The sequence below is a fragment of the Sinomicrobium oceani genome (assembly GCF_900119185.1).
Classification (GTDB): Bacteria; Bacteroidota; Bacteroidia; order Flavobacteriales; family Flavobacteriaceae; genus Sinomicrobium; species Sinomicrobium oceani.
Window position 1 is genome coordinate 23,789 of record NZ_FPJE01000021.1, and the last position, 20,803, is coordinate 44,591.

A 20,803-nucleotide genomic window follows, 5' to 3' on the forward strand; every position below is an offset into this window, starting at 1 on the left:
CGGAAGTTACGATTTTTATGACTAAACCGGAGAAGATTAACAGGAGTTAAACAATTTAGAAAGCAAGATAAATTCTTTTCTTCTTCATTTCTGCTATCTTTGCGGGTATGAACGAGTATCTGGATCCAACAGGCGATCATTTTTCTCCGGAAGAGATCGATATAGAAAAAACGCTTCGGCCGCTTTCCTTTGATGATTTTGCCGGACAGGACCAGGTATTGGAAAACCTTAAGATCTTTGTAAAGGCCGCCAATCTACGTGGCGATGCCCTGGATCATACCTTATTTCACGGTCCTCCGGGACTGGGAAAAACAACCCTCGCACATATTCTGGCCAATGAGCTCGGAGCAGGAATAAAGGTTACTTCAGGGCCTGTGCTGGATAAGCCGGGAGACCTCGCCGGACTACTCACCAACCTCGAAGAAAGGGATGTGCTATTTATCGATGAGATCCATCGGCTGAGTCCCGTAGTAGAGGAATACCTGTATTCGGCTATGGAGGATTACAAAATCGATATTATGATCGAGAGCGGGCCTAATGCACGTACCGTACAGATCAATCTCAATCCGTTTACCCTTATCGGAGCGACGACCCGTTCCGGGTTGCTCACCTCACCCATGCGTGCCCGTTTTGGTATATCGAGCAGGTTGCAGTATTATACTACCGAATTGCTTTCTACCATTGTAGAACGAAGCTCCCATATACTCAAAACACCGATCACCCTCGAGGCCGCCATAGAAATTGCAGGCCGGAGCAGGGGAACACCGAGGATTGCCAATGCCTTGTTGCGTCGGATACGCGATTTTGCCCAGATCAAGGGCAATGGGCGCATTGATATCGAGATTGCCCGTTTTGGTCTGAAAGCTCTCAATGTAGATGCACACGGACTGGATGAGATGGACAATAAAATACTCTCTACCATCATCGATAAATTCAAGGGAGGCCCCGTAGGGATAACTACACTGGCCACAGCAGTGTCGGAGAGTGCCGATACGATCGAGGAAGTATATGAGCCTTTTCTTATTCAACAGGGATTTATCGTCCGGACACCTCGCGGACGTGAGGTTACGGAAGCCGCGTACAAGCATCTTGGCAGGGCCAGGGGCGGTTTCCAGAGTGAACTGTTTTAGGAAGCTCATTCGAAGTCACACCTATGTACTTTATTGCATCTCACCTGAGCTTCTGAAAAAAGGTATAGTCCGAATGGGGAGGTATCGGGTTGTTACCTCAATATCCCGATAACGAGTAGCGAGGATAACGATTTTATTGCTTGTCGAAATCTATGGGCATCAAGTCCATAATGGTTTAATCAGGTCCGCTGCCGGAAAACTTTCCGTCGGATTATACCCGCTATGTACATTTCGGATATTGTCGTGAAGTCATTATCTTTGCCCTGTTCGCAAAGGACGTTGCCGTATGATCGATGTAAAGCGCAGATATACAGAATACATTAAGACCGAAGCCAAACGCCTCGGTTTTATGGCCTGTGGCATTTCCAAAGCGGAGTTTCTGGAATCGGAAGCTCCCCGGCTGGAACGCTGGCTCGAACAAAACATGCACGGGGAAATGGGATATATGGAAAACCATTTCGATAAGCGTCTCGATCCCCGCCTGCTTGTCGATGGCGCCCAAAGTGTTATATCCCTTACGCTGAATTATTTTCCCGAAAAAGTACAGGAAGATACCGACAGCCCTAAAATTTCCAAATATGCCTACGGTAAGGACTACCACTTTGTGATCAAGGAAAAACTTAAAGAGTTGCTCGGATCCATACAGGAACATATCGGGGAAGTGGGCGGACGGGCTTTTGTAGATTCCGCTCCGGTACTGGACAGGGCCTGGGCAACCAGGAGCGGTTTGGGCTGGATCGGCAAAAACAGTAACCTCATCACCAAACAGGTAGGCTCTTTTTTCTTTATTGCCGAACTCATTATAGACCTCGAACTCGAATACGACCATCCCACAGCCACGGATCACTGCGGGAGTTGTACCGCCTGTATCGATGCCTGTCCCACACAAGCCATAGTAGAGCCAATGGTCGTGGACGGGAGTAAGTGTATTTCGTATTTTACCATAGAACTGAAAGGTAATATCCCATCGGAATTCGAAGGTAAATTCGATGACTGGATGTTTGGTTGCGATGTCTGTCAGGATGTGTGCCCGTGGAACCGCTTTTCCAAACCTCACCGTGAACCTTTGCTCGATCCGCATCCGGATCTTCTGGGGATGAATAAGAAAGACTGGGAAGATATCACAGAAGATGTATTTCGCGAAGTGTTCCGCAAGTCAGCAGTGAAGCGCACCAAATACGAGGGGCTCAAACGCAATATCAAATTCCTCGGGAAATACTGATTTTATTTGCCTGCCACAACCGCTTTGGTTGTTTCCCTCAGTACCAGATGGGTCTGTAATTTGATTTCGTAAAATTCTACCGGTAATTTTTTGTTTTTCCGATCGATCTCGTCGATGAGCAGAGAAGCGGATTCTTTTCCTATCTGTACACTGGGTTGGTCTACCGTAGAGAGATGCGGTTTTATATAAGGGGTTATCAGCCAGTTACTGAAACCCATAATAGAAATCTGTTCCGGAATGGGAATTTGCGCATCGTTCAGGTACGATACGGCTCCTAAAGCGATATGGTCCGTAATGCAAAATATACCATCCGTATCGGGATGTGTCTTCAGCAGCGCTTTCGCATTATCCATTCCCTCGGCTATGCTGAGATCTTCACAAATATAGATCAGCGATTCATCCGGAGTGATTCCGTGTTTTTCCAGAGCTTTGGTATATCCTTTTTGTCGGGAATTGTAGTTGCTCGGGAATTGCGGGCCTCCGAAAAGGGCAATTTTGCGGCAACCGGTTTTTATAAGGTGCTCAACAGCTTTAAAAGCTGCTTTTTCATCATCGATAATCACTTTGGAGCAGTTTACCTGCCGGGTGATCTTATCAAACAGGACCAGCGGAACCTGGTTTCTTACTACTTTGTGTAAATGCTCATAACGGTTGGTTTCGTTAGCCAGCGACATCAATATGCCATCTACCCTTTTTTCCAGAAGCAGATCTACCTGTTTTTCTTCCGTGGACATGGACTCATCCGAAAATAAGACAATAACCTGATATCCGTGTACATTAGCTTCGGAAATAATACCGGTAATGGTCTCTGCAAAAAACTGGTGATCGATTTTAGGGAGGATTACCCCGATAGTTTTCGATTGGTTGCTTCGCAGCGTAACCGCGTGAATGTTGGGTTTGTAGTTCAGCTTTTCCGCCAGAAGCTTTACGGCGTGCTTGGTATCATCACTGATATCCGGATAATCTTTGAGTGCTTTGGATACCGTGGTCACAGAGACCCCGAGTATGGAAGCTATATCTTTTAAGGTAACTTGACTCATAAAATTCTCATTACAGAGCTACTTTCAACACAAATCTCTTACGGCATGCATAAGGAGCCATTATACAAAAGAAATACATTTTTTGATATCTAAAAAATAGATATTCAATAAAATATACCTTCCGATATTCAAAAAATGTTATATTTTTTATTTTGAGGGAGTTCCGGTTCCGAATAAAATAGATACTCCCGGTACTGTCTAAAGCAAATTACAGTACCGGGAGTATCTGAAATGATTTATTTTATCCTTTACAGGATTTTTATAAGAGAAATCTCAGTTTCCGGAATCAGCTCAAAAATCCGTTGAGCAATGCTCTGACGCTTGTTGTGTCTTCCACATAATACTTTGCACTGGTTTCTTTGAGCCCTACCTTGACGGTAAAGGCTTCTTCCGGGAGTTCGCGAAACATGTATTCATCCGTCCAGTCGTCTCCGATAGCAAAGATGAAATCGTATTCGTTTTCGGCGAGCAAGCGGGATGATGCCCGTCCTTTGTTTACATTACTGCTTTTGATCTCTATAACTTTATTGCCTTCCAGGACGCTGAGCTCGTGGTTGGAAATAAGACTGGTCAGTACGGTTTTCAATTCGGTGGCACGATTCTGTGCCAGTTCCGGATCGGCTTTTCGGAAATGCCAGGCCAGGGAGAAGTTCTTTTCTTCGATAAATGTTCCCGGTGTACGGTCTACAAAGGTCTCGATGATAGGTTTCAGGTTGTTCATCCAGTCTTTTTTGAGTTTTTCCAGTGCCTGCCAGTCTTTGTCTTTTTGTTTCAGCCATACCCCGTGTTCTACGATAAGTGTATAGCCCCGGTCCCCGAACCATTTGGTGAAGGTCTCCCGGTCGCGCCCGCTGATAATGACAAGGTCTGTATTTTCCTGTTCATGAAGGGTGTCGAGGATGTGGTAAAGCTCTTCATCAGGCCGGGCATCTTTGGGGATATTGGTAAAATTAACCAGTGTGCCATCATAATCCAGCAGGATAAGCTTTCGTTTTGCCTTTTTGTAATGGTCGAATAACTGCTGTTCTATTTGTGGTGTAATCTTTTTCGAGACAATGACATGATGTTGCTGCTTGGTGGCCTGAAGCGCCTTCATAAATTCTTTAGCCCATTTCTCTACGCTGTACCTTTCCAGACGTTGTTGAAGGAATGTATTTCTTTCGATCTGTTCTTCTACGGGCATTTCCAGGGCCTTTTTCAGCGTGTCGGCGATCTGCTCAAAATTGTTGGGATTGATGAGCAGGGCTTCGTTCATTTCTTTTGAAGCTCCTGCCATTTCGCTAAGTACCAGAACCCCGTCCTTATCTACCCGTGTGGCTATATATTCTTTGGCTACCAGGTTCATGCCATCTCTAACCGGTGTTATAAGGGCAACTTCACAGGACGTATACAGGTCGATAAGGTTTTCAAAAGGCATGGAGCGGTAAAAATACCATATCGGGGTCCAGCTTACCGTAGAGAATTTTCCGTTGATTCGGCCTACGAGTTCGTCCGTATCCTTTTTCAGGCGTTGGTACTGTGGTACATTGGAGCGTGACGGCACTGCAAGGAGGATAAAACGAACTTTCTCCCGGAATTGCGGATATTTGTCGAGGAAATATTCAAAAGCCCTCAGGCGGTTGGGGATACCTTTGGTGTAATCGAGACGGTCGATGGAAAGGATCATCTTGGCCCCCGGGGCAGATTGTAAGTGTGCATCGAGCCGCTTTTGCAGATCGGATTTCTGTGCTTCTTCTTTTTTGTAATGGGTAATGGCTGCATTGCGAAACTTGTTGTAGTCAATACCCATAGGGAAAGAGTCCACACGAAGGGTCCGTCCCTGATAGGAGATCTCGTTGAAATGTGTGTCCACACGCAGAATACGCCTTACCGAGCTCAGAAAATGCCGCTCGTAGTCGTACGTGTGAAAACCGAGCAGATCAGCTCCGAGCATACCATTGAGTAACTCTTCTCTCCAGGGAAGGGTCCGGAATACTTCGTATGAAGGGAATGGGATGTGAAGAAAAAAACCGATGGAGGTATTGGGGCGCTCCTTTTTAATAAGTTCCGGGAGAAGTAATAACTGGTAGTCGTGTACCCAGATCGTATCACCGTCATCCGTATGTTGGAGTACGGTTTCCGCAAATTTACGGTTGACCTCTTTGTAGGACTCCCAATGCTCACCTTCGAAAGTAGTGTATTCCATGAAATAATGGAACATGGGCCAGAGGGTATTGTTGCTGAAACCGTAATAAAAATTGTCCAGATCCTTTCCGGTAAGCCCTACGGCTGCACAGTTTTCCTGTGCTATAGCAGCATCTACCTTTTTCTTGAGACCGGCATCCAGTTCTTCTTCTTTCAGCCCGGACCATCCTATCCAAAGGCTTTCACCTCCTTCATGTACGGATTTCATCCCGGTGGCGAGTCCGCCTACACTCGGGTTAACTGCGAGATTATTGTTGTGGATGGATATTTGTAAAGGAAGTCTGTTAGAAACGATTATGGTTTTGTTCATTGATTTTTTGTTTTAATGCGGTTCGCATACTGTTTTCTTTTTCATATTCAGATGGGCTGTTTTTTTTTCATTCCATGACTGGCCTCCTTTTATTTTAATTATTTCGCAAAAGTTAAATTAAGCGATCTTTTTTTCGTTAATTTAAGGATTTTATTCGAATTTTAAGGTCATAGACCATATTATTAAATGGCGGATACCGGTTTGGAGCAGGGGCTTCGGGAAAATTATGTATCATCGGAGCAGTCCCCCCCCCCCCCCCCGAAGTGGTGTCCCCTTGAATGCAAATCACTTAAACCATATTTGAAATTAATGGACAATCTCGATTACGGAATTATAGGAAATTGTAAAAGTGCAGCGTTGATCTCCAAAACCGGCTCCCTGGACTGGTGCTGTCTTCCCGAATTCGATTCTTCTTCGGTTTTTGCCAAGCTACTGGATGATGAGATAGGAGGCAGTTTTGAAATCCTCGTCGGTGAGGACTATCATATCGAACAGGAATACATCCCGAATACCAATATCCTGATGACCCGGTTTTCGGAAGGAGCTAATGTATTTGAGCTGTACGATTTTATGCCGAGGTATAAACTGGAAAGCGGGGGGCATTATGCGCCGCCCGATATTATACGTTACATACAACACGTATCCGGAAAACCCGTGTTCAGGGTCAGATATGATCCTAAGCTGGAATACGCTATAGCCGATACTTCCACCAAGATAAAACCCGACTACATTGTGAGCGTTACCCAGGAGGGGAAATATGACTCCCTTTATCTCTATAGCAGCATGGATAAAAAAATGGTGCTTGACGGGGAAGAAATAACACTGGAGCGGGACGAGTTTTTTCTGCTCAGCTATAACGAAAAGATATTCCGGCAGCATACCCGGCAGGCCTACCTGGATATGCAGCGTACCAAAGTGTACTGGCTCAACTGGACGGACAGGACACCGTCGTATAAGAAATATAACGAAGAGATTACCAGGAGTGCTCTTACCCTGAAACTTCTGAGCCATAACCGTACGGGGGCGGTACTGGCTGCAGCGACAACCTCACTGCCTGAGACCATAGGGGAAGTGCGAAACTGGGATTATCGTTTTTGCTGGATCAGGGACGCTTCTATGGTGATCAAGGTGGTCTCTGCGCTCGGGCATGTGGATGTGGCAAAGAAATACCTGCAGTTTATCATAGATATCATTCCTGATAAAGATGAGAAACTCCAGATAATGTACGGGATCAACAAAGAAAAGATCCTGGAAGAAAAGACCCTGGATCATCTCAAGGGCTACGGAGGGTCCAAACCCGTACGTATCGGCAATGCCGCTTACGAACAGCGACAGAATGACATCTATGGAATACTGATGGATGTCATCCACCAGCAGATTGTCAAATTCGAGACCTCACTCGACAATTGCGAAGAGTTGTGGACCATAACCAAGGGGATTGTATGGGTAGTCCGTGAGCACTGGGAGGAACCCGATAAGGGAATCTGGGAGTTCCGGACGGAAGAACGGCATTTTACCTTCTCTAAAGTACTGTGCTGGGTAGCTATTGACAGGGCGATAAAAGTGGCTCATATTCTTGGTAAGGCACAGCATGTGACCAAGTGGATCGATCTGGAAAGGCAGATTCGTGAAGATATTCTCGATGGAGCCTGGAGTGAGAAAGTACAGGCATTTACCCAGGCTTATGGCAGTGATGACCTCGACGCGTCGGTACTGCTTATGGAACCCTACGGTTTTGTAAAGGCCAACGATCCCAAATATATCAAAACCGTAAAAGCAATCGAAAAGGAATTGTGCCACGAAGGGTTACTTTACCGCTATAAAAACAAGGACGATTTCGGTTTGCCTACCTCTTCGTTTACGATCTGTACATTCTGGTTTATAAATAGTCTGTACAAGATCGGGGAGCACAAAAAGGCCATAAAGATGTTCAAAAAACTGCTTTCGTACAGCAACCATCTCGGACTGTTCAGTGAAGATATCGATTTTAAGACCAAGAGGCTGCTCGGGAACTTTCCACAGGCATATTCTCACCTGGCGCTGATAGAAACAGCGATCAATCTGTCTAATGTCATCACCGAAGAAGAAGAGATCAAAGTGGCGGTGCGCTAAGGCCAAAAAACATAATTATCACACCGTGCCGGATTTTCGTGATCCGGCACTTCAATTTTAACGAATTCATACCCCCTCAGTTAATTTTCCTTTTAACTTTGTATTTCCTATAAAATACTGGACATGACTAAAAAGAACAACAAGCTCAGAAGAGAGGCTTTGGTTTATCATGCAAAACCCCAGCCGGGTAAAATCAAAGTAGTCCCGACAAAGCGATATGCGACACAGCGCGATCTGGCGCTGGCCTACTCACCCGGCGTGGCAGAACCCTGCCTGGAAATAGAAAAGAACGATCGTAATGCATACAAATACACGTCCAAAGGTAACCTGGTAGCTGTAATCTCTAACGGAACAGCTGTACTGGGACTTGGAGATATAGGTCCCAGTGCTGCCAAACCTGTGATGGAAGGAAAGGGCCTGCTCTTTAAAATCTTTGCCGATATCGATGTTTTTGATATTGAAGTCGATACGAAAGATGTAGATAAATTTATTGATACGGTAAAGAATATCGCTCCTACTTTCGGAGGGATCAATCTTGAAGATATAAAAGCTCCGGAAGCTTTCGAAATAGAACGAAGGCTGAAAGAAGAACTCGATATTCCCGTAATGCACGATGACCAGCACGGAACAGCCATTATTTCGGCTGCTGCTTTGCTGAATGCCCTGGAAATTTCGGGTAAGAATATAGAGGAAACACGTATCGTGGTAAGTGGTGCAGGTGCCGCAGCGGTGTCCTGTACGCGACTCTACAAATCTTTTGGCGCCCGGGCCGAGAACATTGTGATGCTCGACAGCAAAGGTGTAATCCGTAAAGACCGTGAAAATCTCTCTCTGGAGAAACTGGAGTTTGCTTCCGCCAGAAAGATCGATACTCTGGAAGAGGCTATGGTAAATGCCGATGTCTTCATCGGACTCTCCATTGCAGATATCGTAACTCCGGAAATGCTGCTCTCCATGGCAGATAACCCCATTGTTTTTGCTATGGCCAACCCGAATCCGGAAATTTCTTATGACCTGGCCGTTGCCACCCGTAAAGACATTATTATGGCTACGGGACGTTCCGATCATCCTAATCAGGTGAACAACGTTCTCGGTTTTCCGTTTATTTTCCGTGGTGCGCTGGACGTAAGGGCCACCAAGATCAATGAAGAAATGAAAAAGGCTGCCGTAGTAGCCCTTGCTGAACTGGCCAAGGAGAATGTTCCGGAACAGGTGAACATCGCTTATGGAGAAACAAGGCTCAATTTCGGACGGGAATATATTATTCCGAAGCCGTTCGATCCCAGACTGATCGCCAAGGTGCCTCCGGCAGTTGCAAAAGCTGCTATGGAAAGTGGGGTAGCTACCGAACCTATAGACGATTGGGCAAAATATGAAGAAGAACTGATGCAGCGATTGGGCAACGACAATAAAATTGTTCGTCTGCTCCATAACAGGGCCAAAACCAATCCGAAACGCGTGGTTTTTGCCGAAGCCGACCAGCTCGATGTAATGAAGGCTGCCCAGATCGTTTATGAAGAAGGAATAGCACACCCGATCCTGTTGGGCCGGGAAGATATTATCCGGGACCTGAAAAAGGAATTGGAATTCGATGCTGATGTTCCGATCATAGACCCGAAAACAGATGAGTACAACGATCAGAAAAACCATTACGCACGGCGTTACTGGGAAAGCAGGCAACGCAGCGGAATAACCCTGTATGAAGCGGAGAAGAAAATGAGGGAACGTAACTACTTCGCGGCCATGATGGTCAATGAAGGAGATGCTGACGGCCTCATTACCGGATATTCGAGAAGTTATCCGTCTGTAGTAAAACCCATGCTGGAACTTATCGGCAAAGCAAAAGGCACTACAAAAGTAGCCGCAATGAACCTTATGGTCACGGAAAGAGGACCCATGTTCCTTTCCGATACCTCCATAAATATCAACCCCACCGGAAAAGAACTGGCCAAAATAGCACAAATGACCGCCCATACGGTAAAAATGTTCGGTTTTGAACCGGCCATAGCTATGCTTTCCTATGGGAACTTTGGCTCATCGGGCTTCCCGGAAGCCTCCAAAGTGCGCGAAGCAGTGAGTTATCTGCACAAGTATTATCCGGATATTATCGTAGATGGTGAATTACAGGCAGACTTTGCGTTGAATAAAGACATGCTTCAGGATAAATTTCCGTTCTCCAAGCTGGCCGGTAAAAAAGTGAATACGTTGATATTCCCTAACCTCGATGCCGCTAATATTACATACAAACTTATGAAGGAACTTTATAAAGCCGACTCCATAGGACCGATATTAATGGGAATGCGAAAACCGGTACACATTTTACAATTAGGTGCAAGTGTCGAAGAAATGGTGAATATAGCCGCGATCACCGTAGTTGATGCCCAGGAAAAAGAAAGAAGAGAAAAACAACTCGCTGCGGAAATCTGAAACCGTAGGGAGATGACCGAAAACCATTAGGAATAATGTTACAGCCGGAAGATCATCATTACGATATTCCGGCTGTTTTTATATCTCCGTGTTTCGGCCCTGAAATATCGGAGGATGATTGTGAGATGGTATCGTTAACACTCTCCGGAAAAAGATTTTCCAGGTTTATTTAATGTATTTTTATATATTTGATTTAAAGCATTTTAATAACAAAAAATAACCTTTATGCGTATCTTTAGACCAACGACCCGGTTTTGCCTACTAATGACATTGGTTCTTCTCTATTCCGCTTGCGGAAAGGAAAAGAGGAATGTTGAAAAAGTAGGTATAATCCCACAACCTGTGGAGATGGAATTCAAAAATGATGTCTTTGTCATGGACGAAGACACCAAAATTTCATATCCGGAATCTTTTGCCCGGGTAGCCGGCTTTTTCTCCGATTACGTAGCTAACCTTTCGGCGATACGGATGGAGAAAACCCCGGAAGATGCAAAGAATACTATAGTTTTTAAGGAAGATAGCAGTATAGATAATGAAGAGGGCTATAAACTGAGTGTGCAACCCAAAAAAATAATAATCTCGGCATCGTCTCCGAAAGGGGCTTTTTATGCGGTGCAAAGTCTACGTCAGCTCATGCCGGTGGCCCTCGAAGAGGGAAATTATAAGGAAGACGGCGATAAGGAGATCTCGATTCCTACGGTAGAAGTATATGATGAGCCGCGTTTTGCTTATCGCGGTCAGATGCTCGATGTGGGGAGGCATTTTTTTCCCGTGGAGTTTATCAAAAAATATATAGATCTGATGTCGATGTTCAAATTCAATAAATTTCATTGGCATCTCACCGAAGATCAGGGGTGGCGCATAGAGATTAAAAAGTATCCGAAGCTTACGGAGGTAGGAGCGTATCGCGATAGTACGATCATCGGGCATTACTATGACGAACCCAGAGAATGGGATACCAGGAAGTATGGTGGTTTTTATACCCAGGAAGAAGTTAAAGAGGTTGTTAAGTATGCGCAGGAACGTTATGTTACGGTGATTCCCGAAATAGAAATGCCGGGGCACTCCGAAGCCGCACTGGCTTCTTATCCCGAACTGGGATGTACAGGTGGGCCTTACCAGGTGCAGGGTATCTGGGGCATACACAGCAATATATACTGTACGAAAGAGGAAACTTTTACGTTCCTCGAAGGCGTTCTGGATGAAGTCATGGCGTTGTTTCCGAGCAAGTATATCCATATAGGAGGCGATGAGGCACCTAAAGATAAATGGGAACAATGTGATGTGTGCCAGGCGCTCATACGAAGTGAAGGTCTTGCCGATGAGCACGAACTGCAAAGCTATTTTATCCAGCGTATCGAAAAATACCTGAATAGTAAGGGAAGAGAGATCATAGGCTGGGATGAAATCCTGGAAGGCGGGCTTGCTCCCAACGCTACCGTAATGTCCTGGAGAGGTACAGAAGGTGCGGTCGAAGCCGCAAAACAACATCATGATGTGATCATGACCCCTACTGCTTATTGCTATCTGGATTACTATCAGTACAAAGAAGATAAAGAAAAGAAAGAGCCATTGGCTATCGGTGGGTATCTGCCCATGAAGAAAGTTTACAGCTTTGAGCCCATACCCGAAGAACTGACGGCGGAAGAAGCCAAATACGTGTTGGGAAGCCAGGTAAACCTATGGACAGAATACATCGATTCGCCCGAGAAAGTGGAATACATGGAGTATCCGCGTGCTATTGCTATGGGAGAAGTAGCCTGGAGTGCGAAGGAGAGAAAGGATTTTGACGATTTTCTGTACCGACTGGAGCCCGTTCTGCGAAGACTGGACGCCATGGGAGTGAACTACGGAGACAAAAATGAAGACGGGGAACCGCTTCCGGAGGCTAAGTAAATATATTTTTTGGCATACGGCCTTTTCAGGGTTATGTATCATACAGGGCACTTTGGTATCAAGGTGCCCTACTGATTTTATTGCCGCAATACATCCGATCGATAATTAAAGAGTAGTGATATGCTTGTAGAAATTTGTGCGAACTCTTATGAGTCTGCCCGCAATGCCCGGCTCGCCGGAGCAGATCGTATCGAGCTTTGTACGGAGCTCGGAGTAGGAGGAATAACACCTTCTCACGGTCTTGTGAAAAAAGTAACGGAAGAATTGGATATTCCGGTATATGTATTGATCCGCCCGAGAAGCGGAAGTTTTTGCTATGATGAAGCAGAACTCGATATTATGAAACGTGATATCGAATTTTGCGGAGAGGCCGGCTGTGCCGGTATTGTCTCCGGGGTATTGACTCCCGGCAATGTGCTGGATGAAGATAAAACCGGAAAGCTCGTGGAGATTTCAGGTACAATGCCATTTACCTTTCACCGTGCTTTCGATTGGGTGTCTGACCCTTTTGAGACCACCCGACGCTTAGCTGCACTTGGTGTAAAGAGGATTCTTACATCCGGACAAAAAAGCAATGCTGCGGAAGGTTTAGAAACCCTGAAGGCGCTGCATGAACATGGTAAGGGAGATCCCATAATTATGCCTGGTGGTGGAATAAATCCGGATAATATCAGTGATTTCGCAAAACATGGGTTTACGGAAGTTCACTTTTCTGCTACAACATTTCTCCAGGTTTTAGGCAAAACTCCTCGGATCTCCATGAACAGCCTGAAATTTCAGGATGAAACCATGGTAGCATATGCGGATAAGGCCAAAATAGAGGCTATCATAAAAAAAATACGTTAGTATTTATGTGTTTTATGCTGCAACCGGGATTTTAAGATAAGCGACGAAGCAACCTCTTCTGATGCCCGTTTGCAGCGTAAAATTGTTTTGATAAAGCAAATACAGTCTTCTTTTTACATTTTGTAAACCAATTCCTCCTTTTGCGGTAATAGACCTGTCCTCGGGATTTATCGTATTCCTGACCAGAAAATGCAGACTGTTGTCTCCTGGGAGTGATTTTAATGTAATATCGATCTGTACGCCCTCCCCGGTACTTCCACCGTGTTTAAAGCAGTTTTCTATAAAGGGAAGAAATAATAAAGGAGGTGTTCGGATATCTTCTATGTTTCCGATGATGTTCAAAGAAAATTGGATATGATCGCACCGTAACTCTTCCAGGTTGATATAGCTATTGATATACCGGATCTCCCTGGTAAGTTGTATTTCCGATTCCTGGACTTCATAAAGCACATACCGCATAATTTCCGACAGCTTAACCACAACCTTAGGCGCATTGTCCGATTTTTGCAAGGTCAGTGCATACAAGCTGTTCAGTGTGTTAAAGAAAAAATGAGGCTGTATCTGGGATCTTAAATATTTAATCTCTGTCTGTAATTGTAAGTGCTGTAATTCGTCTCGCTGATTTTTTATGGATATCCAGTCTACCGTAAGCTTGATGGCCGATACGAAGGCTACTACATACCACTCTCCCAGTACTACGGTTGTGAAGTGATTAAAGCCCGGAGCTGTCTGTCCTACCGGTGCTTCGGGCCATATCGTTTTGTCGATAAAGACATATATCATCCCGGTTTTGAGAAAATAAAAAAACACAGATGATACGATAATCCACATAATATACGGGAGTACCCTTTTCTTTAAAACATAGGTGGGGATCAACACGTAGATGTGCCAGTAACAGAAGAGGATACTCACGAAAAAACTAACCAGATTGGATTTGGCCGAATAGAGGTAGTCGTCAAAATAACCACCCCAGCGGACCGTATTGAATATATAGTAAACGAGCCAGAACAACAGGTGAAATTTCAAAGGGATCTTATAATTATAGGTAATAGGGCCGGGTGTTGTATTCATGCTGGGACCAGGTTTTAAAGCGCTAAAATATAATATAATTTTTAAGTTATATTTAACATTTGCATGGAGTCTGTCGTTTTGTTTTTATGTGATAAAAGTACACTTATTTATGTTAATATGTGGTTTATTGTAATTTTTTAAGTTATTTATATGTGAAATCATGTTGTATGTTGTCGAAGTGATGTCGTTGATATAAATAATTTTTAACAAAAATTTAATATATATAGATTAGGATCACCAATAAAAATAAGTCATTCATTGTAAGGTTCAGGCGGATTGTTCTTAACGCTCATTTAAAGCCCCGGAGTGGCCGTGTAACGCTATGATTTTGCAATGCGGTGTTCTTTGTCAAACTAAAAACCAAAACAAATGAAGAGAATTTTAGTATTGTGCCTGTGCTTCATGTCTGTGTCCGTATTTGGCTATGTCCAGGAAAAGACGGTCACCGGGACGGTGACATCAGAGGCAGATCAAGTACCATTGCCCGGGGTGAATATCCTGGTTGCAGGTGCATCCACCGGTACAACAACCGATTTTGACGGAAATTACACTATCGTGGTTTCAGAGGGGCAGCAACTACAGTTTTCCTATATGGGTTTTGTTGCGCAGACCATCACTGTCGGTTCGGGGAATGTGATAAACGTTAGTCTACAGGAAGACACTTCAAAACTCGATGAGGTTGTTGTAACTGCACTGGGGATTTCCAGGGAGAAAAAAGCATTGGGTTATGCGGTGACGGAACTGAAATCGGAAGAGATTAATACGATTAAAGATCATAACGCTGCAAATTCCCTCGTCGGAAAGGTAGCGGGAGTTGTAGTAAACCAGTCCGGAGGAATAGGTTCGGGATCCAGGATCACCATCCGTGGAAACAACAGCCTTACCGGTAATAACCAGGCTCTCATTGTCGTGGATGGGATTCCCATAGATGCCAACGGGTCCAACTCCGGAGGTGATGTGTACAGCAGTACGGTTACCGGAGGAGGGATCACGGATATCAACCCGGAAGATATAGAATCGATCTCCGTACTGAAAGGCCCCAATGCTGCAGCACTTTACGGCTCCAGAGCTGGTAACGGAGTGCTGCTGATAACGACTAAAAAAGGAAGCAGGGGCAGAGGCCTCGGGATCTCCCTGAATTCCAACATCACCCTGGAGGATGTCATGTTTTTACCGGATTACCAGAATACTTACGGACAGGGAAGGGATGGAGCCCCATATCCCGATTTGAGTGACATGGCAGGAGCATCATGGGGAGGACGACTGGACGGTTCGGATCAGCTCTATTACACGGGCGAACAGATGCCTTATACGGCACAACCCGATAATGTGAGAGATTTCTTTGAGACAGGTATAAAAAGTATCAATTCCCTGTCTATCGATAAAGGGGGAGAAAATTATAGTGTCCGCTTTTCGTACACCAACAATAGTACGACCTCGGTAATTCCCAATTCCAAATTACACAGTCATAGCTTTAATCTCAGGGCCCTGGTGGATTTGTCGGATAAGTGGAGTTTTGACGGAAAGGCGACCTATTTTACCCAGGAACTCAACAACAGGGTGTCTCTCGGCTCCGAAGGGGTGCTGGCTTATGTTTATTATATGCCCAGAAATATACGGGTGAAGGGGTTGAAAAACTACCAGATGGCTAATCCGAGTGTATATGATCCGAAAAATGGTGTCAGTGATTATGATGTGATTAGCTATGCCGGACAGGGTAAGAGTACGGGAAACCCGTACTGGATGCTCTATAAAGACACGAACGATGAGCGCAGGGCAAGGTTCCTCGGATTTGCTAAAGTCAATTATAAGTTCAACGATTGGCTGACGGCTTTCGTCAGGGTCGGGAGCGACATTACCAATATTAATACCGATATGGTTAACCAGGTGGGGCATCATTTCAACAGGTACGGATACCTGTCTTTCGGAACAGCGAAAAATACCGAGCTCAATGCCGATTTCCTGTTGTCTGCTCAAAAAGATCTCGGGGAAAAGTTTAACCTGTCTGCAAACCTGGGAGGGAACCTTTCCAAAAGAACTACCGAAAGCATGACGGTATCGGGAAGACAATTTAAGATCCCTACCAGAGCCTTACTCGCAAATACTTCTGTACAGACGAGTGTACATAATCCTATGGCGGTGAAAAAGGTAAATTCGTTATACGGTTCCATGAGTTTTGCATATGACGATTTTATGTACCTGGATCTGACCGCGAGGAATGACTGGTCGTCCACACTTCCCAAAGACAACAGGTCTTTCTTCTATCCTTCTGCGAGCCTTTCCGTGCTGGCCGATAAATTCCTCGATCCCGGAAAAAACACATTTGATATGCTGAAAGTACGTGCGGGCTGGGCTGAAGTAGGTAACGATACCGACCCGTATCAATTGATGCAAACGTTCAGTATCAGTCAGCAGGGGTATTTGGGATTAACCGTATTGGATCCTCCGAATGTCAAAGCCAATGAAAACCTGAAACCGGAGAGTGTAACGTCTATGGAATTCGGTATAGAGGCCAGGTTGCTGAAAAACCGTTTGTATTTCGATGCCTCGATATATCGAATCACCACCAACGATCTGATCTTTGATGTTCCCGTAAATCCGGCAACCGGATACAATTTCTATCGGGAGAATATCGGAGAAACCGAAAATAAAGGGGTTGAGCTCCTCCTGGGAGGAATCCCCGTGAAAACTGAAAACTTTAGCTGGGACGTGTCTTTTAACTTCGCCAGGAACAGGAACAGGCTGAACGAGCTGATTGAAGGACTCGAATCTTATGAGTTCAACAGGAGCAACAGCGGAAATGTATCTATACGGGCCCAGGTGGGCGGAGGTATCGGAGATATTTACGGTACCACCTGGAAAAGGGACGAAAGCGGAAACCTGCTGGTAAATGCAGAAGGGCGGCCGATACAGTCTACCGGACAGGAATATCTCGGTAACTCCCAGCCCGACTGGACAGGAGGACTCATGAATACCTTTACGTACAAAAACCTTTCTTTCCGCTTTCTTATAGACGCACGTATAGGCGGAGAGATCTACTCGGCTACTTCTTCGGCACTCGACAATAACGGGGTTTCCGAAAGGAGTTTGCTGTACCGCGAAGAAGGTGTGGTTATCGACGCCATTAACGAAGGTACCGGAGCCCAGAATACGGAGAGTATCACAGCCCAGGAATACTGGAGTAACTACTCGGGGATTGCGGCACATTATATTTATGATCAGACCAATATCAGGTTACGCGAATTTGCACTGAGTTATACCATTCCCGGAAGTTTTACACAGAAATTGGGGATCAACGGGGCTTCGGTAGGGTTGATAGGCAGAAACCTTTTCTTTCTGTACAAAAAGGCCAAAGATATAGATCCGGATGCCGCATTGGGAACCGGTTTGAGCGGGCAAGGGATTTCCTTGAACAACGTGCCCACGGTAAGGAGTCTCGGGATCAATCTGAATCTTAAATTTTAAAAAGAAAATATCATGAAAAAGGTCATTACCAAGATATATATCATCCTGTTTACCTTATTGTTGTCTGCAGGATGTTCCGACTTTGAAGAGATTAATGACAGGCCGGATCAGTTTCCGTCCGATGAAGTCAGTGCCAAATTCTTTCTGACCGGGCTTCAGATCGAGCTTTATGCACCCAACCGCTATCCGTACTGGAGGGCCCAACTCATCCATGCCGACCGTTATGCGGGGCAGTTTACCTTTGGTTTTAACGGTTGCTGGTGGAATGATGGTTTGTGCTATACGTATGATATCGGTTATACCGATGCGGCCTATGACTGGATCGCCGGCTATATTGTAAAGCTCAGTGCTTATATGAATTTTGTTCAGGAAGGCGGAGAACTCGAGAACGACAAGTATTATGCCATAGGGCTGATCATGAAAGGTATGTATTACCAGATGTATACGGATATTTTCGGAATGGTATCCTATTCGGAAGCACTGAATCCCGATATCATTACGCCGAAATACGACAGTCAGGCCGAGATTTATGCCGGTGTCATAGCCGAGCTCGACGAAGCCATGACTATCATAGGAGATGCTGCAGATACCGGACAGGGGGTGGAATTGCTTGCAGAAAACGATCTTTTCTTTAACGGGGATCTTCAACAGTGGAAGAAACTGGCTAATAGTCTGAAATTGCGAATGGGATTACGCGCACAGGGCGCCCCGGGAGCTTCGTTTGCCGAAAGTGCCATTACTACGGCTTTGCAGAACGAATTACTGACGACTTCCGGTGATAACGTGCTTATGGAAAAAGATACGGAAATCGATCAGTTTCAGAATGCCGCATACGGGGATGTATGGTATAATTTTGATGTCGGATCTAACTGGACGGTAGGGAAGACGCTCATTGATAACCTGCGGAATAATAACGATCCGAGGCTTTTTAAGTATGCACAACCTATAGACGGAGGGGAAGTGGTATTTACGAAGCCGTCCGCCGGGCAGGGAGCAGCATTGTTCGATAAGCATGTAGCTTTTATCATGGAACAGCTGGATGATGCCGGAGTACCCTATACCAGGGTTGATGGAGATGGCACAATTACGGTTACCATAACCGAAGGTACTTATTATGTTGGACAGCCCACAAGGCTGAATGCCGATATTTATACACATGTCAAAGAAGCACTTTTTTGCCGCCCGGCTGAAATCATTATCAATCCGAAAAATCAGGGATTACCTATATTTTCCGAAATTGTGTTTACGGCTGCCGAAGGCAATTTTTTACAAGCCGAAGCTATTGTCAAAGGCCTGGCTTCCGGCGATGCACAGTCGTTGTATCAGGAAGGGATCAGGCAGGCTATGCTGGTCTGGGAAGTAGATCCGGCCGAGATAGAAAATTTCCTGGCCACCGAAGAGATGGCTTTGCTCAATGGTTCTACAACGGAAAACCTGGAGAAAATAGCTACTCAGCGATGGATAGCTGCTTATACCGATGGTTTCGAAGCCTGGGCTATCGTACGGGATAGTGGGTACCCTTCGGAATTATACCAGGGAGTTTCCGACTATGATATCTACAGTGCAGGAACCCTCAACGGGGCATACCCGCAAAGAATGCGATACGGCACCGGGGCTTATAATACCAATGGGGCCAATACCGAAATGGCCAATCAGGCACAGGGACCGGATGAACAGCGAACAAAACTCTGGTGGGCCAAATAACAGGACTACAGCGATATTTTGTAATAGTAATATACGGGGATGCTGCCACATCCCCGTTTTTCTTTAACATTCCGCTAACAACGGATAGTGTTTTAATACATTACTTTTATACCCTTATAAACTAATAAGTTGCCCATGTGGAATTGGATTCTCTTTGTTTTTATTTATGTGCTGACAGGATTTTATGCTTTTCAGGCCATACGGGTTTTTACCCGGAGTCCTTATATTCTCCTGGCTTATGTTGTACTGACATTAGTGGTTGTGGTCAATTTTATGTATCACTTCGCTTTCTATCAGGGCGAAAAAGGGATTAGTGGCGACCGGAGTTATGCCCTGGCCTATCTGTTGATACTAATGGTGTTTCAGCTTATCGTTATTATTTTCTTACTGGGAGAAGACCTGGCCCGGCTGATTATAGGCGGTTTTCGCAAGTGGATGGGCAAACCTTCCGGAGCAGTTGTTCCTTCAAGGAGAAAATTTCTCAGTGCTGTAGCCCTGGGAGTGGCATCCATACCTTTTGCCGGATTGTTATACGGGATGTACAAGGGGAAGTACGATTTTCAGGTGCTTCGTCATACCCTGGAATTCGATGACCTTCCGGAAGCATTCGACGGTTACCGGATAACCCAGATCTCCGATATCCACAGCGGAAGTTTTGACGATAAGGAAAAGGTGGCCTATGCTATAGACCTGATCAATGGTCAGGAATCGGATCTGTTGTTGTTTACCGGAGATATCGTCAATAACAAATCTGAAGAATTATTGCCGTGGATGGATATATTTTCCCGTTTGGAAGCCAGGGACGGTTTGTATTCCGTTTTGGGCAATCACGATTACGGAGATTATGCACAATGGGACAGTGATGCGGAGAAAGAAGCGAATATGGAGCAGCTCAAAAAGTTGCAGAGACAGCTCGGTTTTGATCTTTTGCTGAATGAGAGCAGGCAAATCAGTAAAGGAAAAGACCATATATCGCTTATCGGTGTGGAGAATTGGGGAGCCGGGGGATTTAAAAAGGCGGGAGATCTCGACAAAGCTGTAAAAGGCGTCGATAAAGATGCCTTTAAAATCCTGATGAGCCACGATCCTTCGCATTGGGAGCAGGAGGTTATAGATCATCCGTACCACTATCACCTCACCTTAAGCGGACATACACACGGTATGCAGTTTGGGGTAGAAATTCCGGGCTGGATAAAATGGAGCCCTATAAAATGGCGCTATAAATACTGGGCAGGTATCTATAAAGAGATGGGACAGTATATCAACGTAAACCGCGGATTGGGATACCTCGGGTATCCCGGGAGATTTGGAATATGGCCGGAAATTACAGTAATAGAACTAAAAAAAGCCGGAAAAACCGCATAATTCATATAAAATATTACATTTGTATTACTAA

At 45.2% G+C, this 20,803-nt stretch carries 12 protein-coding genes; 9 read left to right on the forward strand and 3 right to left on the reverse strand.

Going from position 1 to position 20,803, the window contains the following annotated elements; all coding sequences use genetic code 11:
- Positions 1 to 107: 107 nt before the first annotated feature.
- Both ruvB and queG read left to right on the forward strand, forming a co-directional pair.
- The gene (gene ruvB / locus BT112_RS16540; protein WP_072318497.1) at positions 108 to 1,130 is read left to right on the forward strand and encodes a Holliday junction branch migration DNA helicase RuvB; all 1,023 of its coding nucleotides are present in this window, start codon (positions 108 to 110) and stop codon (positions 1,128 to 1,130) included.
- A 286-nt stretch (positions 1,131 to 1,416) separates the two neighbouring features.
- Positions 1,417 to 2,352: a tRNA epoxyqueuosine(34) reductase QueG gene (queG, locus tag BT112_RS16545; protein WP_072318498.1), complete on the forward strand. Its 936-nt coding sequence runs from the start codon at positions 1,417 to 1,419 to the stop codon at positions 2,350 to 2,352.
- 2 nt (positions 2,353 to 2,354) lie between these two features.
- On the opposite strand, the gene BT112_RS16550 is transcribed toward queG, so the two are convergent.
- Entirely contained in the window at positions 2,355 to 3,392 is a 1,038-nt protein-coding gene (locus BT112_RS16550; RefSeq protein ID WP_072318499.1) for a LacI family DNA-binding transcriptional regulator, read from the reverse strand.
- A 286-nt stretch (positions 3,393 to 3,678) separates the two neighbouring features.
- Complete coding sequence (locus tag BT112_RS16555) at positions 3,679 to 5,886, reverse strand: bifunctional alpha,alpha-trehalose-phosphate synthase (UDP-forming)/trehalose-phosphatase (RefSeq protein ID WP_072318500.1); 2,208 nt, start codon at positions 5,884 to 5,886, stop codon at positions 3,679 to 3,681.
- Positions 5,887 to 6,195: 309 nt separating this feature from the next.
- Here BT112_RS16555 and BT112_RS16560 point away from each other — a divergent pair, with 309 nt between their 5' ends.
- The 4 genes from BT112_RS16560 (at position 6,196) to BT112_RS16575 (ending at position 13,167) form a co-directional block, all read left to right on the forward strand.
- Positions 6,196 to 7,998 carry a glycoside hydrolase family 15 protein gene (locus BT112_RS16560; RefSeq protein WP_072318501.1) on the forward strand — a complete coding sequence of 601 codons (1,803 nt, stop codon included), beginning with the start codon at positions 6,196 to 6,198 and terminating at the stop codon, positions 7,996 to 7,998.
- Positions 7,999 to 8,121: 123 nt separating this feature from the next.
- Positions 8,122 to 10,425 carry an NADP-dependent malic enzyme gene (locus tag BT112_RS16565; RefSeq protein WP_072318502.1) on the forward strand — a complete coding sequence of 768 codons (2,304 nt, stop codon included), beginning with the start codon at positions 8,122 to 8,124 and terminating at the stop codon, positions 10,423 to 10,425.
- Between the two features lie 225 nt (positions 10,426 to 10,650).
- On the forward strand, positions 10,651 to 12,321 hold the full coding sequence (locus tag BT112_RS16570) for a beta-N-acetylhexosaminidase (RefSeq protein ID WP_072318503.1): 1,671 nt from the start codon (positions 10,651 to 10,653) through the stop codon (positions 12,319 to 12,321).
- A 120-nt stretch (positions 12,322 to 12,441) separates the two neighbouring features.
- Complete coding sequence (locus BT112_RS16575; RefSeq protein ID WP_072318504.1) at positions 12,442 to 13,167, forward strand: copper homeostasis protein CutC; 726 nt, start codon at positions 12,442 to 12,444, stop codon at positions 13,165 to 13,167.
- A gap of 12 nt (positions 13,168 to 13,179) precedes the next feature.
- Here BT112_RS16575 and BT112_RS16580 read toward each other — a convergent pair whose 3' ends face one another.
- A complete protein-coding gene (locus BT112_RS16580) occupies positions 13,180 to 14,238 on the reverse strand; it encodes a sensor histidine kinase (protein WP_072318505.1) in 1,059 nt (352 codons plus the stop codon).
- Between the two features lie 369 nt (positions 14,239 to 14,607).
- Between BT112_RS16580 and BT112_RS16585 the strand changes: the two genes are divergently transcribed.
- The 3 genes from BT112_RS16585 to BT112_RS16595 all read left to right on the forward strand — a co-directional run bounded on the left by BT112_RS16585 (position 14,608) and on the right by BT112_RS16595 (position 20,772).
- On the forward strand, positions 14,608 to 17,703 hold the full coding sequence (locus BT112_RS16585; protein ID WP_072318506.1) for a SusC/RagA family TonB-linked outer membrane protein: 3,096 nt from the start codon (positions 14,608 to 14,610) through the stop codon (positions 17,701 to 17,703).
- A gap of 12 nt (positions 17,704 to 17,715) precedes the next feature.
- Complete coding sequence (locus BT112_RS16590; protein WP_072318507.1) at positions 17,716 to 19,407, forward strand: SusD/RagB family nutrient-binding outer membrane lipoprotein; 1,692 nt, start codon at positions 17,716 to 17,718, stop codon at positions 19,405 to 19,407.
- Between the two features lie 135 nt (positions 19,408 to 19,542).
- Positions 19,543 to 20,772, forward strand: a complete 1,230-nt coding sequence (locus tag BT112_RS16595; protein ID WP_072318508.1) for a metallophosphoesterase — start codon at positions 19,543 to 19,545, stop codon at positions 20,770 to 20,772.
- Positions 20,773 to 20,803 lie beyond the last annotated feature (31 nt).

Coding starts and splice junctions, on each gene's coding strand:
- queG (WP_072318498.1), top strand. CDS start 1,417: ATGATCGATGTAAAGCGCAGATATACAGAATACATTAAGACCGAAGCC.
- BT112_RS16565 (WP_072318502.1), top strand. CDS start 8,122: ATGACTAAAAAGAACAACAAGCTCAGAAGAGAGGCTTTGGTTTATCAT.
- BT112_RS16575 (WP_072318504.1), top strand. CDS start 12,442: ATGCTTGTAGAAATTTGTGCGAACTCTTATGAGTCTGCCCGCAATGCC.
- ruvB (WP_072318497.1), top strand. CDS start 108: ATGAACGAGTATCTGGATCCAACAGGCGATCATTTTTCTCCGGAAGAG.
- BT112_RS16560 (WP_072318501.1), top strand. CDS start 6,196: ATGGACAATCTCGATTACGGAATTATAGGAAATTGTAAAAGTGCAGCG.
- BT112_RS16590 (WP_072318507.1), top strand. CDS start 17,716: ATGAAAAAGGTCATTACCAAGATATATATCATCCTGTTTACCTTATTG.
- BT112_RS16570 (WP_072318503.1), top strand. CDS start 10,651: ATGCGTATCTTTAGACCAACGACCCGGTTTTGCCTACTAATGACATTG.
- BT112_RS16585 (WP_072318506.1), top strand. CDS start 14,608: ATGAAGAGAATTTTAGTATTGTGCCTGTGCTTCATGTCTGTGTCCGTA.
- BT112_RS16580 (WP_072318505.1), bottom strand. CDS start 14,238: ATGAATACAACACCCGGCCCTATTACCTATAATTATAAGATCCCTTTG.
- BT112_RS16550 (WP_072318499.1), bottom strand. CDS start 3,392: ATGAGTCAAGTTACCTTAAAAGATATAGCTTCCATACTCGGGGTCTCT.
- BT112_RS16595 (WP_072318508.1), top strand. CDS start 19,543: ATGTGGAATTGGATTCTCTTTGTTTTTATTTATGTGCTGACAGGATTT.
- BT112_RS16555 (WP_072318500.1), bottom strand. CDS start 5,886: ATGAACAAAACCATAATCGTTTCTAACAGACTTCCTTTACAAATATCC.